Origin of the sequence: Nostoc sp. UHCC 0302 (assembly GCF_038096175.1) — a bacterium.
Lineage (GTDB): Bacteria > Cyanobacteriota > Cyanobacteriia > Cyanobacteriales > Nostocaceae > UHCC-0302.
The window spans coordinates 4,343,993-4,359,112 of sequence record NZ_CP151099.1 but is presented as its reverse complement, the minus strand read 5'-3'; the positions used below and the strand labels follow the sequence as shown (position 1 = coordinate 4,359,112).

At 40.9% G+C, this 15,120-nt stretch carries 10 protein-coding genes and 2 pseudogenes; 4 read left to right on the top strand and 8 right to left on the bottom strand.

What is annotated here, in order from left to right; all coding sequences use genetic code 11:
• Positions 1–352: 352 nt before the first annotated feature.
• The gene (locus WKK05_RS18885; protein WP_341524644.1) at positions 353–1,825 is read left to right on the top strand and encodes a TldD/PmbA family protein; all 1,473 of its coding nucleotides are present in this window, start codon (positions 353–355) and stop codon (positions 1,823–1,825) included.
• Between the two features lie 148 nt (positions 1,826–1,973).
• Positions 1,974–3,314 (top strand): TldD/PmbA family protein, encoded by a 1,341-nt coding sequence (locus WKK05_RS18880; RefSeq protein WP_341524643.1) that lies wholly within the window; start codon positions 1,974–1,976, stop codon positions 3,312–3,314.
• A gap of 73 nt (positions 3,315–3,387) precedes the next feature.
• Here WKK05_RS18880 and WKK05_RS18875 read toward each other — a convergent pair whose 3' ends face one another.
• From WKK05_RS18875 to WKK05_RS18845, 7 genes and pseudogenes are all read right to left on the bottom strand, one after another.
• Positions 3,388–3,831: a pentapeptide repeat-containing protein gene (locus WKK05_RS18875; RefSeq protein WP_341524642.1), complete on the bottom strand. Its 444-nt coding sequence runs from the start codon at positions 3,829–3,831 to the stop codon at positions 3,388–3,390.
• Positions 3,832–4,708: 877 nt separating this feature from the next.
• Positions 4,709–5,176 (bottom strand): annotated as a pseudogene (locus tag WKK05_RS18870) (Clp protease N-terminal domain-containing protein); the annotation flags it as partial.
• 141 nt (positions 5,177–5,317) lie between these two features.
• Positions 5,318–5,566, bottom strand: a pseudogene (locus WKK05_RS18865) (metalloregulator ArsR/SmtB family transcription factor); the annotation flags it as partial.
• A 103-nt stretch (positions 5,567–5,669) separates the two neighbouring features.
• The gene (locus WKK05_RS18860) at positions 5,670–6,692 is read right to left on the bottom strand and encodes an aspartate carbamoyltransferase catalytic subunit (RefSeq protein WP_341524641.1); all 1,023 of its coding nucleotides are present in this window, start codon (positions 6,690–6,692) and stop codon (positions 5,670–5,672) included.
• Between the two features lie 121 nt (positions 6,693–6,813).
• Complete coding sequence (gene mgtE / locus WKK05_RS18855; RefSeq protein ID WP_341531122.1) at positions 6,814–8,166, bottom strand: magnesium transporter; 1,353 nt, start codon at positions 8,164–8,166, stop codon at positions 6,814–6,816.
• Positions 8,167–8,879: 713 nt separating this feature from the next.
• Positions 8,880–9,014 (bottom strand): hypothetical protein, encoded by a 135-nt coding sequence (locus tag WKK05_RS18850; RefSeq protein ID WP_341524640.1) that lies wholly within the window; start codon positions 9,012–9,014, stop codon positions 8,880–8,882.
• A 133-nt stretch (positions 9,015–9,147) separates the two neighbouring features.
• The gene (locus WKK05_RS18845) at positions 9,148–9,348 is read right to left on the bottom strand and encodes a hypothetical protein (RefSeq protein ID WP_341524639.1); all 201 of its coding nucleotides are present in this window, start codon (positions 9,346–9,348) and stop codon (positions 9,148–9,150) included.
• On the opposite strand from WKK05_RS18845, the gene WKK05_RS18840 reads away from it, so the two are divergent.
• Positions 9,347–12,553 (top strand): glycoside hydrolase family 15 protein, encoded by a 3,207-nt coding sequence (locus tag WKK05_RS18840; protein ID WP_341524638.1) that lies wholly within the window; start codon positions 9,347–9,349, stop codon positions 12,551–12,553. The genes WKK05_RS18845 and WKK05_RS18840 overlap by 2 nt on opposite strands.
• A 248-nt stretch (positions 12,554–12,801) precedes the next feature.
• Here WKK05_RS18840 and WKK05_RS18835 read toward each other — a convergent pair whose 3' ends face one another.
• A complete protein-coding gene (locus WKK05_RS18835; RefSeq protein WP_341524637.1) occupies positions 12,802–13,404 on the bottom strand; it encodes a Uma2 family endonuclease in 603 nt (200 codons plus the stop codon).
• 866 nt (positions 13,405–14,270) lie between these two features.
• Between WKK05_RS18835 and WKK05_RS18830 the strand changes: the two genes are divergently transcribed.
• On the top strand, positions 14,271–15,065 hold the full coding sequence (locus WKK05_RS18830) for a DUF2993 domain-containing protein (RefSeq protein WP_341524636.1): 795 nt from the start codon (positions 14,271–14,273) through the stop codon (positions 15,063–15,065).
• Positions 15,066–15,120: the final 55 nt, after the last annotated feature.

Here is a 15,120-nt window from a genome sequence, read left to right as displayed (position 1 = left end):
TTTAATCCAACCTTAACTTCTGCACACACCGAAACTCTTTTCGACGCCACTGTTGTTACAAAAGGCATACGAACTCATTTGTTGTACTTTGTTGCCGAGGTAAAATAGTTTTTGCACTATTGATAATACCGTATAAGTTTTACGCTCTACATGATGGCGATCGCCCTCCAAAGCGTGTTAATTGAAAATATTTCGTTTTTTCCTCACTGGCGCTTATGGGTATGAGTGAGCTTCTAAAGTGGGGAAAACACTACTGCCTATCTGCCGACTAGGGCTTGCGCCGATTTGTTAGACTGAACACACCAGGATTTTTCAGTCAAATCTCTGATAACGCCAGCAGACGAGGCTATCCATGCTTACAAGTACGCTAATTCTCTCGAATCAACTACCCACTCTACAATACTCTTCCACGCCAGAGCGTTTCGATGAAACTTGGGAAGCCCCTCTGGCTACCCTTTTGGGACTAGGACGCGCCGCTGGTGCTGATTTCATCGAATTCTTTTTAGAGCATCGCAACTACATTAGTTGTCTTGCAGAAGACGACGCCATTACCAGTATTTCGCCCAGTCTAGCTACAGGTGCTGGAGTCAGAGTATTTCGTGGCAAAGCGGACTGCTACGTCAGCACCAATGACCTTTCCTTTTCCGGTTTGAAAGCAGCCTTAGAGAAAGGTCTTTCTATTCTGGGATTACAATTACCCGCTCCTAACGCTTTCATCCCAGAAATCAACCTAGAATTACTGAGAGACTACGCTACTAAAAGAGGCAAAGATGCCTGGTTACCTGTGTGTAGCTCTATTCGGGAAATGGGAGAAATCCTCCTAGATGGTACTGCTCGCTTAAAGCAAAAAGCTAGCCATGTGCAATCGCGCCGTGCTACCTATTTCCGGGATTGGCAAGAAGTCTTAGTTGCAGCTAGTGATGGTACCTTTGCTCGTGACATTCGCCTCACTCAGTCAGTAGGATTTAACCTTTTATGTGCTGATGGTACTAACCGCGCCTCTATTGGTGAACGTGCTGGAAACACCAGTGACGCCAACTTTTTGAGAACCTGGGATTATCAACGAGCCTCCGAGCAAATAGCAGAATCCGCTGGGAAAATGCTCTACGCCGATTATGTGGAATCAGGCACTTATCCCATCATCATGGCGAATCACTTTGGTGGTGTCATCTTCCACGAAGCCTGTGGACACTTACTAGAAACAACTCAGATAGAACGCAACACTACTCCCTTTGCTGACAAAAAAGGCGAGAAAATTGCCCACGAAAGCTTAACAGCTTGGGATGAAGGGCGTTCAGAAAATGCCTTCGGCACGATTGATATGGATGACGAAGGTATGCCCGCTCAGAGAACTCTGTTAATTGAAAAAGGCGTTCTCAAAAACTTTTTAGCAGATAGAACAGGTTCTTGGCGTACCGGACATCCCAGAACTGGAAGTGGACGTCGCCAGAATTATACTTTTGCTGCTGCTAGCCGGATGCGTAATACTTATATTGATTCTGGCGAATACAGCATTGAAAATTTATTTGCTTCGGTAGATAAAGGCATTTACTGTAAAAAAATGGGTGGTGGTAGCGTTGGTGCTACAGGTCAATTTAACTTTAGTGTTGATGAAGCTTATTTAATTGAAAATGGCAAAATCACCAAACCATTAAAGGGAGCTATCCTGATTGGTGAAGCCAAGGAGATTATGAACAAAATTTCCATGTGTTCTCAAGATTTGGAAATTGCACCGGGTTTTTGTGGCTCGGTTAGTGGGAGTATCTACACCACAGTAGGACAACCTCATATCAAAGTTGATTCTATTACCGTAGGTGGACGCTAAAAATTTTATTTTAGGGAAAGCTACTCTGTGTCTTGATTGTGTCTAAGTGGTCAATAAAAAGTGTTATGCACTATAAAAACACAAAGACACAAAGACACTAAATGAATAAAAATTTTTGCGCTGCAAAATCTAAAATCAAAAATTGACTATGCCGAATATCAACGAAATTGCAAGTTATGCCAAAGACAATGCTGATAAGCTTGGCATCAAAAAATTTGACATTTATGGCTCAACAGTAGATGAAACTAGCGTACAAGTAGACCAAGGTGAGCCAAAACAAGTTAAAGCTTCAAATCGCTCTGGTGTTACTGTTCGTGTCTGGAATGAAGATAATACAATCGGTATCACCAGTACTACAGATGTAAATCCCAATGGATTGGAATTGGCTTTGAAAACTGCTTACGAAGCCAGTTTTTTTGGTGTTAAGGAAAATGTCCCTGATTTTAGTCCAGAGGCAACTATTCCTATTCCAACAAAAGCCCAGGAGAAAGCACCCCAAGCACCTGTTGCCGAACTGATAGAAAAACTACTGGTAGCAGAAAAAGAAGTACTGGCAGTTCATCCAGCAATTAAAGGAGTGCCTTATAACGGTTTGGCGCAAAGAGATATTGACAGATTTTATCTCAATAGCGAAGGGGCAGTTAGAACCGAATCTCATTCCTTAGCATCAGTTTATCTTTACAGCAAAACAGAAGAAGAAGGTAAAAAACCTCGTAGCGCAGGCGCTTTTAGAATCAACCGGAGTCTAGAGACTTTAGACATCAATGGTTGTATAAAAGAAACCGCGGAGAAAACTATCAGCCACTTGAATTATGAAAAAATCAAGACTGGTAAATATCGAGTTGTTTTATCACCTGATGCTTTTTTGAGTTTATTAGGTGGTTTTTCTAATCTATTTAATGCTCAAAGTATTTTAGACAACCAAAGCCTATCAACTCCTGATGATTTAGGTAAGCAAATTGCTTCTTCTCTGCTTTCAGTTTATGACGATGCACTGCATCCAGCTAATGTTGGCGCAGAAAGTTTTGATGGTGAAGGAACTCCCACTCGCCAAATTTCGCTGATTGAAAATGGCGTTTTAACAGGGTTTCTTCATAGTGCTGGAACTGCCAAAAGGTTGAACGCCAAACCAACAGGTAATGCAAGTATTGGTGCAAAAGTAAACGTCAGTCCTAATTTTTTTCACGTTTTTAGAGCAGCAACACCTGAGCAAGAATTCAGCCTCGAAACTGCTGAAAATGTAATTTTTATTGATGATTTACAAGCTCTTCATGCAGGAGTCAAATCTCTGCAAGGTTCTTTTTCTTTACCGTTCGATGGTTGGCTAATCAACAAAGGTGTTAAGACAAGCATTGAGTCAGCAACTGTTGCTGGCGATTTCTTGGAACTATTGAAGTCGATTATTTATGTAGAAAAAGAGGTGGAGTTAACCCCAGGAGGCGTTTGTCCTAGAATCTGGGTTGATGAACTATCGATTACTGGAGAGTAAGATTTAAAAGTTGGGAGTTAACTATGAGTTAGGAGTTTTCATTTTTAAACTCATAACTCATAACTCTTAACTTTCATTCTCCGCCTCCGATACCGAGATTGATGTCAAACCCATCTGCGCCACTGATATTAGTCCCAATCATTACTGCACCATTTACTTGAGCATCGTGTAAATGAGCGTCTTTTAAATTAGCATTAGTCAAATTTGCATTCTCGAAACTAGTACCATTGGCGAAGGCTGCTGTTAAATTAGCAGATTCCAAATTAGCACCAGTTAAATCAGCACCTTCTAAATTAGCGCCTTTTAAATTAGCACCTTTTAAATTGGCATTTCTCAAATCAGCACCAATTAAGTGAGAATTGCTAAGATTCGCACCTCTTAAATCACAACCGTAACAGGCTCCAGTTGCCAGCAAGCGATTTACCTGAGCTTGGTTTTCAGCAGCCTTAACAGAGATAGGAGTAGCTAAAGAGAGTGTACTAAGTAAAGCGGCTGCTGCGAAAAAGATCGGTTTCATATCTATTGCCCTCTGACACTTGTAGAAGTTTGTGAATACTTAACTTCTACAGTTATATTGTCTCAGATGATTAAATCCTGTCTTCATGCGATCGGGTGAATGTACTGATTAAAAAATAAGCCCTAGTATTCTTCCTAGAGCTAGAGAGTGAGACTAAAACCGTATGTATACCAGAAAGTATTTTGGGTTAAATACTGAGTTTAAATTAAATTTATGCCTTAAAACTAGATTTTTTTAAGTCAAACATCTACATCTAGAATTTTATCTGATTAAATAAAATTTTTACTTTGGAATGCAAGTAATTAGGTTGTAATGCAGTGCTGTACAATGCTTCAAACCATCTACACTATACTGCTAATTTTGGGCTAGAGAACAAAGAAGTTAAATAGCGATTTAATGAAAGTTTTTTATTCTAACTCAAGCTATTCCTTATGAAGGATGCTGTTGTTAAAAACTTTTAAAGTATGGCACTATAAAGCTGGCAATTTCACTTGTGGTTAGCAGAAAGAAGGAATCGCCAAATTATAGACGGTGCGTTAGTTTAGCCTGATTAGTCTAATTCCTTGCGATCGCCATCATACAACTTAGCCCTGTTTTGTCACTCTTGGAAAACAATAATCTCAACCAAATTCTGAGATTTTGATTTAATCCAGGTTTGAAGCTTTATTTTCTAACAGAAACTAAAATTTATAGACGAAAAGTGGAAACTACAGCCCCGTAACGGTTTGGGCTATTGAATTCTCCCAAAGTGACAAAAAAGTGTTAGTCAATTGTGCAACGAGTTTCTCTAATGCAGTTTATTCTTGACTAACAAACTCCTGACTAAGAGCGCAGGCAACTAATTCCACTAGATTTGAGGATGCGATGAAACTTTTCAAGTCAGCGCTCTTCGCAGTCGTTGTTCTAAAGAAACTAAATCTACCCCAAGATTTTGCAGCACCTTAATTGCTACTCCCTTTCCTGCACTGTCTGCACCTTCTTTGAGAATGCCTAACAGCAGATGCTCTGTACCAATATAATTTTGATTAAGTTGTCGCGACTGTTCTACTGTTAGTTCTAATACTCGTTTAGCTCTGGGCGTAAAGGGAATATCTACAAGCGTAAATCCTTGACCTCTACCAATAATTTTTTCTACTTCAATTTGAGCATTTTCTAAGTTCACCCCCACAGAACTCAGAAACTGTGCTGCAAAGCCGCTACCTTCTCCAACTAGTCCTAGCAAAATTTGTTCTGTACCAACATATCGATGCCCTAAGCGTCGAGACTCTCCTTGGGCAATATTGATCGCTATGATAGCTTTTTGGGTGAATCTGTCAAAACCTTTGAGGTGGAATCTCCCCGACATAAACCCAAAAAGTCTTTCAAAGATAGACTCAAAAAATCTTTCAAACATAAACCCTTCCTGAGTGGATATATTGTTGATTGGCTCAACATTGCGATCGCTTCTAGTCTTTCCTGTAGCCAAAAAAGACAGCAAACTCTCCATTGTCTCAGCATTTGCTGAGTAACGCAGAAATTGCTTCTCTTTACTGCTATTAACTAATCCTTCAATCCGCAGCTTTTCTAAATGGTGCGATAGCGTTGAGTTCGGAATCTTGATTTTTTCCTGGATTTCACCCACAGTTATCCCGTCTGGATAAGCCGCGAACAGTAGCCGCATAATATCCAGCCGAGGCTCTGATCCCAGTGCAGCAAAAATATCTGCATACCGAGCTGTATCTTTATCTTTATCCATATTTCTAGAATAATCGAAATGCTGAGATTGTCAACAGGAGCGTTACAGATAATAAAATTGCTTTAGCTGTAACGCTCCTCTTCCATTTTGAATTTTAAATTACTTAAGCCTTGCCGCTACCTAATAAATACAGCAATGCCATGCGAACCGCTACACCGCTGGTAACTTGAGATTGAATAAGACTAAATTCTGGATCATCCATCAGGTCAGAGCTAATTTCGACACCACGGTTGACGGGGCCTGGGTGCAAAACCTTAACATTAGGCTTACACAGTTGCAGCTTTGCGCGTGTAATCCCAAACAGTTGATGATATTCTCGCAAACTTGGAAGTAAATGAGCCGTCATGCGTTCTTTTTGCAGACGCAGAGTCATGACAAAATCAGCATCTTGCAAAGCAGGTTCTAACTGCCAATGTAAAAATAGTTGGGGATTGGGAGATGAGGGAGAAGAACTCCTAACTCCTGACTCCTCAGAAATATACTCAGCAAAAAATTTGGGTAAGAGAGTCGGTGGTGCTGCGAGATGCACTTGAGCGCCGCTAGCAATTAAACTCCAAATATTTGAGCGTGCGACACGAGAATGAAGAATATCCCCAACAATGGCAATTTTTTTACCCTTCAAAAGTTCCAATCGAGGATGATCACGGTCAATTAGAGTACAAATTGTAAATACATCTAGCAGTGCTTGGGAAGGATGCTCATGTTGACCATCACCAGCATTGAGAACACTGACTCGTACACCAAGACGATCCATCTCTTGGGCGATCGCATTTGGTACTCCTGCCTCCTTATGGCGGACTACCATAATATCAGTTCCCATTGCTAAATAAGTCTTCGCCGTGTCGAGAATTGTCTCCCCCTTAGTCATAGAAGAAGTAGATGCGGCAAAGTTCAGTGTATCCGCACTTAACCGTTTAGCAGCGAGTTCAAAACTGCTGCGTGTTCGAGTAGATGGTTCAAAAAATAAATTCGCCACCACCTGCCCCTGCAAAGTTGGCACTTTCTTTGTGCGCCGCGACAACACTTCTTGAAAAGAAGCAGCAGTTTGTAAAACAGTGTCATATTCAGCGGTAGTGAAGTCAGCCAAAGAGAGAACGTGATGACGATTCCAGGTAGTAGTAGGCATAAAATTTGGGAAATGGGGGCTGGAGACTGGGTACTGGGGACTGGGTATTGGGGACTAGGAAAGAGTTTTCCAATGTCCTATGCCCCATTTTCCATGCCCCATGCCCAATAACTAATCCCTTTCAACTTGGCAAATGTAAAACTTTTAAAGCCAGAGAAATTAGGGTGAGGAATGTTAAAAATCCAATTGTATCAAGCATTGTTGTCACTAACGGCCCACTAACCAAAGCAGGATCGAGCTTCAATCGTTTCAACCCCATTGGCAGTAAAGTGCCGAGTGTCACCGCCACAATTGTATTAGTTGCCATTACCATTCCGGCAATTAAAGCCACCCATCGCTCTTGGGGACGCGCCCAAATCAAGGAAAGCAAGATCATCGTGCTGGCTAAAACTACTGCTGTACCTAAACCGGCAAGAAGTTCTTTACGAAGAATTTTCAGGGTATCTTTGGGTGTGACTTCGCCTACACCTAAACCTCTAATCGTGACTGTTAATGCTTGGATACCGACAGTACCACCAGTATTAGAAAAAATTGGCATGATGACTGCAAGAACTGGCACGGCAGAAATTACAGATTGAAAAGGTGCGATCGCACTAGCAGCACCAATATATAGTGCCATGATTCCCAACAGCCAAGGCAAGCGATTACGCATGGTGAGTAAAGGAGGAGATAATGCACCTTCATCGCCACTCACACCTGCCAGTTTTTGAATATCTTCTGTGGCCTCCTCCTCTAAAATATCGATTACATCGTCAATCGTGACAATGCCGACCAATCGGTCTTCCCTATCTACCACAGGGATAGCGATCAAGTCGTAACGCTTCATAATTTGGGCGACTTCTTCTTGAGAGGTTTCGGTTTTCACCTTAATGACGCGATTGCTGGCAATATCTCGGATGAAGACATCAGGAAAAGTAAACAGCAACTGGCGCAATGAAACAACTCTGACCAGCGTACGGTTATCGTCCGTAACGTAAGCATAGTAAATCGTCTCTTTATCTTCGTCCTGGCGGCGGATTTTGCTCAGGGCTTCGCCTACAGTCAATCCTTCCCGCAACCGGACATATTCTGTTGTCATCACTCGCCCAGCAGTACCTTCTGGATAGCCAAGGATTGTTGCTGTTGCTTGCCTTTGTTCGGGACTCAGTTCTTGTAGTAACCGTTTAATCACCCCTGCTGGTAGTTCATCAAACAATTCTGCCCGTTCATCCGGACTCATCGCTTCTACAAGTTGTACTACCTCAACATCATGCAGAGAATTAATCAGTTCTTCTTGCACCTCTGTAGGCAGATATTCAAATACATCAATTGCCTGAGATTTGTTGAGTAAACGAAATGCGATCGCTCGTTGTTTTTTCGGCAATTCTGCAATATATTCCCCCACATCCACTGGTTGTAAGCGATTTAAATCCCATTTCAGCTGGTTTAAATCTGTAACATCAATCAGTGAATTACGAATATCTTGTGTAAGCATAATACCTCCTAATGTCTCCCCCGCGCTGGGAGACTGCCTCACCAGTTCAGAGGAGGTTGATACTGCCATCTTGTGGACTTTTGTCCATAAAATCTCAAAAACTCAATATCGATATTTAATTAAGACATCGCTAAGTAATAATATTAACCCGGAATGGTGTTATTCGGTAGCTACTTATTAGTAGTATTCCCCATTAGTAGGATTTTGCACAATTGGGCAACATTTTGCCTTGCTTTTTATATATTTTCTATAAAACTTAGAGTAGATTTTACTACTACTACTATTTATCTCAAGCTCATCAACGAATATACAGACAAAGTTTATAAATTTAAAGTCTTTACAACATCAGTAATAACCAGTATCTTGGTAATGACATCTGCACAAGGGCAATTATTCATCGTCAAGTTGACAGATGTTTCTTGTCTCTGTATGGTTGAATAAACTAACAAATAAGCCTGTCATAACTATCTTTGCGATCGCTAGTCTGATTTTAGCCGTCACCTAGAAGCTGATGTCTATACCTAGCAATGTCTAAACACACGTCAATTAGAATTTAAGCTTAATCACCAATTATAAGTCTAAGTAAAAATTAAGTTAATATTATCCCCCTGATCTAAAGATTAAGGGGGATAATATGCAAAAAGCCTGTCTAATTAGCAGTAATTAACAGTATTTATTGCCAAAGAATAAATAACTTAATTCCTAACACTTACTTATCCAACAGACCGCTTGAGTGAACCATCAGCATATAGCTCTAGTGGTACTAACTCGTTTTTGCCATTAACTTTAACTTGGGAGTATACCAATTTTACCAAAAGAGCATGATTTTCGTTGTAACGCAGAGACATAATTCATCCCCTTTGCTATTGCCTTTTCTAGCGTTATCAAATTTTTATATTCATAATGTAGTCAATCTGTTTTTAGTTAAACTTGCCTCTTTTGAATGATTGTTGATCCTTCTTAAGAATTATCAAAAATAGTTTAAAGATATGTATAAACTCGTATGCGTGGTGATGAAGATTTGAAAAAATCTTGGATTTTAGTTATGGTTGACTGAAATTCAGCAACTAGATGCCGATTTACACGAGATAATAAGAAACTCATCCCACCCTTAACTGTCAATTCCAGCTTTGCCTCACAGCCACAGGGTCGAATACTGCAAGCTGCTTTAAACCAAATCATGAAAACAGCCACCGAATTGCTAGCTCGTCTAGAGTACTACTACCAGCAAATCAAGACGATTATCCTGACTCGCCAGAATCCGATTACTGGATTACTACCTGCGAGTACGGCAATTACTGCCCACGGTGATTATACTGATGCTTGGGTACGAGACAACGTTTACAGCATTTTGGCAGTTTGGGGTTTAGCACTTGCATACCGCAAAATTGACGACCACGAAGGACATACTTATGAACTAGAACACAGCGTTATCAAGCTAATGCGCGGGTTGCTTTTTGCAATGATGCGGCAAGCTCATAAGGTAGAGACATTTAAACACACTCAGTCGCTATTGGATGGTTTGCACGCCAAATACAACACTGCAAGCGGCGACATTGTTGTTGGTGATAATGAGTGGGGGCATTTGCAACTTGATGCTACATCTATATTTTTATTAATGTTGGCGCAAATGACCGCTGCGGGATTGCCAATAATTTACACACTTGATGAAGTGAACTTCGTCCAAAATTTGGTTTACTATATTGGACGAGCTTACCGTACACCAGATTACGGTATTTGGGAACGTGGGAATAAAATCAATCGTGGAAATGCTGAATTAAACGCCAGTTCTGTAGGGATGGCAAAGGCTGCTTTAGAAGCCATCAACGGACTAAATTTATTTGGCGTGCATGGTAGCCAAACATCAGTAATTCATGTGCTACCAGATGAAATTGCCCGCGCTCGGATTACACTAGAATCTCTATTGCCAAGAGAATCGGGTTCCAAAGAAATTGATGCAGCGCTGCTGAGTATCATTAGTTTTCCTGCCTTTGCAGTAGAAGATTTGCAACTACAGGAACGTACTTTAAACGACATTATCAACAAACTTGCAGGTAAATATGGCTGCAAACGCTTTTTGCGCGACGGTCACCAAACCGTTTTGGAAGACAGCCATCGCTTACACTACGAACCGTGGGAACTTAAACAATTTGAGCATATCGAATGCGAATGGCCGTTATTTTTCACTTATTTAGTTTTAGATGGGTTGTTTCGTGGTAATCAAGAACAGGTTACAAAATACCAAGAACTTTTAGAACCATTACTTGTTGAACGCAATAGTTTACGTTTATTGCCAGAACTTTATTATGTGCCAGCCGAAAACATAGAAGCAGAAAAGTTAGCACCCCAAACTCAACCACGTTTACCTAATGAAAATATTCCCTTAGTGTGGGCGCAGAGTTTGTATATTCTTAGTCAAATGTTGAGTGAAGGGTTAGTGGCAGTTGGTGATATCGACCCCTTGGGAAGACATTTGTGTGTAGGAAAACAGCGTCAGGCTTTGGTACAAATTGCCTTACTCGCAGAAGATGAAGATTTACAAAAAAAACTAGAAGTTCACGGTATTGAGACACAAACTCCTAAACAAGTAGAACCGATTCAAGTTAGAAAAGCTGGGGAACTTTCAGCTATTTATACCCAAATTGGGCGAAATGACAAACTAGGTTTGACTGGTCGACCAGTGAGGCGGCTACGGAGTTTGACAACCTCTAGAATCTTTCGGATTCTAGGTGAGACAGTTGTATTTTTACCATCATTTTTAGATTCGCAGCAGTTTTACTTAACCCTTGATTACCATTTTCTGCTGGATCAAATCAGAAGCGAACTAGCTTATATTCAAAAATACTGGAGCGATTTAGGACGTCCGACTTTAACTTTAATGTTGACACACACCATGTTAGAAATCGGTTCTGAGACGTTATTAGAACTGATGCAGGAACTGAAAGATGGTGTTTGTAACGGTGTGCAGGTGAAATTAGGACGGCTAAATCAATTAATACTGACAGCTGGTATCCAAAGAATTGATTTCCTCCAGGATGCAGAATTTTCTCTAGCACCAGTAAAAAATGCTGGACTACGTTGTTATTATCTAGCCTATCATCCTGAGAAAAACTGGCGCTTAGGACATACCCAAGAATTTCAGATGGAGTCTGAAACCAACTTGGGACTATTGCTTTCTTGTTTGCGTGCATCAGAGAATATCTACGAGCAAATTGAGTTATTGCAGACTTTAACTCGTTTGCAGGGACTGCAATTTGATACAGGATATGGCGGGCCAGGATATCCGGTGACTGTAACAGATTTACTCGACGAAGTGTATACCAAAGCCGGGGATTTAGGCCTCTGGGCGGTAGTACGTCGTGCTGCTGGGTTACGACAAATGGTTGATATAGGTTTGTCAGATGCAGTAACAAGTATTTTAGTGCGAGGTAAGCAAATTGCTGTGGGCAAAGCTTATAGTGAAGCATCGCTGATCGCGGTTCCCACGTCTCACGATGAAATTGCCGATAAAATTAACCATTTTTGTCGTGAAGATATACGCGATCGCGTCCTCACACAAGAAATTATTATCTATCTCGGTATCTTAATCAGAGCGGAACCTCAACTGTTTCAAGGACTGTTAACGCTAAGAGTTGGCTATCTGATTTTGTTGCTTACCAGCGAATTGGCTCAGGAATTACACGTTACTCAAGATGAAGCATACGATTACTTAATGCAACTTTCACCATTTGAGGTAAAAATGCGCTTGCGTCAAGTGTTAGCTGGTTACACTGGCATGAGTAATCTGTTGCGCCAGCAGGAATCACTACACGTTAAGCAAAAAGAAAGTGATATTGCTTGGGTGGTACAAACAGCGATCGCTGAAGAAATAGAAGTTCCACCTGGCGGTTGGCGACGGTTTCGTCAAGGAGAAGGTGCAACTGGCCGTGTACCAAAAGAGTTTTTCAAACAAGTTTGGGTATTGTTACAACATTGCAAAGGCCTAGTAATTGGCGATAAACTAGAGCGCCGCAATCGTTTAGATAGTGAGTTAATGCTATCAGAAATGACTGCGGGAGAAAGAAATTTTGCTCTGTTAGTAGAGCATCTGCTAAATAAAATTGAAGCTCCAGAGTACCGACAAGTTAATATTGAAGCATTGGCAGGATTAGCCGCAATCGCAGCGAAAAACCCCAATTTGCAAATCGAAGAATATATTGTATTGGATGTATTAATCGGTCATGCAGTACGATTAGCATGGTTAGAAAATCATCCCGAACGCGGCGATCGCTATGATGAAGATAAAGCTAGTGCGTGGCGATCGTTCTACAATACCTCTCCTAAAGATTGCGCCAACTATATTCTTAAAGCTTTCCGCTTCTTAACAGAATTTGTCAAAGATTTTTAACTGTAAGGAAGAGTAGAGAGAAGTGATCGCACTTTTGGCTTTGGGATGATAGGGTGTAGAAATATCCAAAAAGCGCAAATTACTAGAGAAAATTCTTTCTGGTTATAAAAATATTCAGTTTAATGAACTGGTTACTTTAGTTGAGGCATTTTGATTTTCTCTATCACGGGTTAACAGTAGTCATCACATCTTTACTCATCCAGATATTCCTTAGTTAGTTAACCTACAAAATCGAATAAAGTTGACGATTACTTCCAAACCTCGGTCAAATCCAGGACAAATCCCGGTAAGACATTTTCACCCGACAAAGTTACCGGATTATCCAAAACTTCTACGTCTTGACCTTGCCGATAAATCTCTACCTTTTTGTTTTTCCGATCAATTAACCAACCCAAACAAGCCCCATTTTCCATATATTCCATCATTTTGGCTCGTAGGGGTTTCATATTGTCATTTTTAGAGCGCAGTTTTAGTACAAAATCAGGGCAAAGTGGGACAAAACCATCTTGCTGTTCTGGGGTGAGTGTGTTCCATCTGTCTTGACGCACCCAAGCTGCATCGGGAGAGCGATCAGCTCCGTTGGGAAGATGAAAACCAGTCGAGGAATTAAATGTCTGACCTAGTTTTGTTTGACGGTTCCACAACCAAAGTTGTCCTTCGATATCTGAATTTCTATTTCCTGTGATTCCTCCAGTTGGAGCCATGACAATCAACTCTCCTCTAGCAGTTCGTTCTAGCTGTAAATCTCGGTTAGCGATCGCCAATTCAACTAACTGCTCGTGGCTGACTATCAGTGTTAGCGTTGGGGGAATATAAACTGCAATGGCTTGAGGTGAGTTGGCTTGTGTCATGTTTTTTCGCAAACCTGCGCTTTTAAAGCTTTACACAGATTTTAAAAACAATTCTATCAGTTAGGCGAAATGGTGATCGCACTGCGCCCTAGAGGTTGCGATCGCTGCTCTCTCTCTATGAAAAATTTGATCAGCAAATCACTTCCTTTGTTCAGCTCCACTTTCTAATTTCTCGTTTAATTTTACCTTTTTAACAGACTGAATACCTAAATCATCAATCCGTAATGAATTAGTGGAATTAATGATTCTTGCTCTGAAAAATTGACTGATTCCAGCATTATCTGTAAACAGTCTTGTTTTAGACTTGTTTTTGCCGTAATGTTAGGTAAGTTTAACCATTGGCTTACCAAAGTATTAATTGCATTGGTATCGACCTGTTTTGCAAGTTCCAGAAGATAAATTTGTGTCATATTTAACAACGGTGAGAATCAAACTAATAACTTAATTGAAGTATTCCCACCTATGAGTCACTGTTAACGCTTGGCGATCGCTACAATTCAAAGTGCTTAAAAATCGCCTTTATTGCCACTCAAGGCTTGATTATTTTTCCTGATCAACTGATCAGTCGTTAGGGTGCTTGTAAATTGTGTTCTAGGTGAACCCTATTAGCAGTGTAGTGTTTTAAACTAGTCAATCTAAATGATAAAATACGTTACATTTAACTTCTTGCCATCAGCCATCCTATACTTGCCCATTAGAACAACCAATCTTCAGACACTTGCTGTATTGTTCACATTTTGTTACATTTAACTTCTTGCCATCAGTCATCCTACACTTGCCCATCAGAACAACCAATCTTCAGACACTTGCTGTATTGTTCACATTTTGTTACAAAAGTACAAAGAACTTCTAGAGACCAAACCCAAATGTTCGGCGGACTTACTGGTTTAACAGATCCTAAAGGCACAGACTGGGGAGAGCGGATGCTAAACACAGTCGCTAGCCAAACGATTCGCCACCTGTTTACCCAAAGCGAGTCAGTAGAAGTCTTTGTGCGCTGCTACCCCTCTAGCAAACTGTTGCAAGGCAGCATTGATAGCTTCAAAATGAGCGGTCGTGGCCTAGTGATTCGTAAAGATTTCGCAGTAGAGGAGATGTCTTTTGAGACCGATGCAGTTGCCATTGACTTCGGTTCGGTTTTGAGTGGCAAACTCACTCTCAAGCAACCTACTCAAGCGATCGCCCAAGTAATCTTATCAGAAGCAGGCATCAATAATGCTTTTAAAGCGGATCTAGTGAAAAAACGCCTGCTTAACCTCACCTTGCCAGCCTTAACGGCATTATCTGATGGTAAACCAGTTTCCTTCACGGAAGTCCAGGTGGAACTCTTGCCCGAAACTCGCTTGCGAATTTCTGCTAAGGCTGATTTAAACAATGGCGAACTTGTGCCGCTGAGCATGATCTTAACCATAGGCATTGAAAGGCGGCGGCGAATTTCCTTTAAAGATCCAAAAATTGAACTTGACCTTGTGCCAGAAGCACAAAAAGAAATTTCACAGACCTTGAGTGTGGCACTGGTAGAAATTTTAGATAATATGGTCGATTTAGATCGCTTTGACCTCGATGGAGTAAAAATGCGGCTCAACCGATTAGAAACTGAAGGTCAAAAGTTGATTTTCAGTGGATATGCGGAGATTGAGCGTATTCCACACAGTTCTTGAGGTCAGAGTCTCACGTAAAGACCACGATATTTCTATGCGGAGATAAGTTTGATCT

What these genes read in the sequence shown, in the direction of transcription:
- WKK05_RS18885 (WP_341524644.1), top strand. Translation starts at nt 353, where the DNA reads ATGCTTACAAGTACGCTAATTCTCTCGAATCAACTACCCACTCTACAA.
- WKK05_RS18880 (WP_341524643.1), top strand. Translation starts at nt 1,974, where the DNA reads ATGCCGAATATCAACGAAATTGCAAGTTATGCCAAAGACAATGCTGAT.
- WKK05_RS18875 (WP_341524642.1), bottom strand. Translation starts at nt 3,831, where the DNA reads ATGAAACCGATCTTTTTCGCAGCAGCCGCTTTACTTAGTACACTCTCT.
- WKK05_RS18860 (WP_341524641.1), bottom strand. Translation starts at nt 6,692, where the DNA reads ATGCCTACTACTACCTGGAATCGTCATCACGTTCTCTCTTTGGCTGAC.
- mgtE (WP_341531122.1), bottom strand. Translation starts at nt 8,166, where the DNA reads ATGCTTACACAAGATATTCGTAATTCACTGATTGATGTTACAGATTTA.
- WKK05_RS18850 (WP_341524640.1), bottom strand. Translation starts at nt 9,014, where the DNA reads ATGTCTCTGCGTTACAACGAAAATCATGCTCTTTTGGTAAAATTGGTA.
- WKK05_RS18840 (WP_341524638.1), top strand. Translation starts at nt 9,347, where the DNA reads ATGAAAACAGCCACCGAATTGCTAGCTCGTCTAGAGTACTACTACCAG.
- WKK05_RS18845 (WP_341524639.1), bottom strand. Translation starts at nt 9,348, where the DNA reads ATGATTTGGTTTAAAGCAGCTTGCAGTATTCGACCCTGTGGCTGTGAG.
- WKK05_RS18835 (WP_341524637.1), bottom strand. Translation starts at nt 13,404, where the DNA reads ATGACACAAGCCAACTCACCTCAAGCCATTGCAGTTTATATTCCCCCA.
- WKK05_RS18830 (WP_341524636.1), top strand. Translation starts at nt 14,271, where the DNA reads ATGTTCGGCGGACTTACTGGTTTAACAGATCCTAAAGGCACAGACTGG.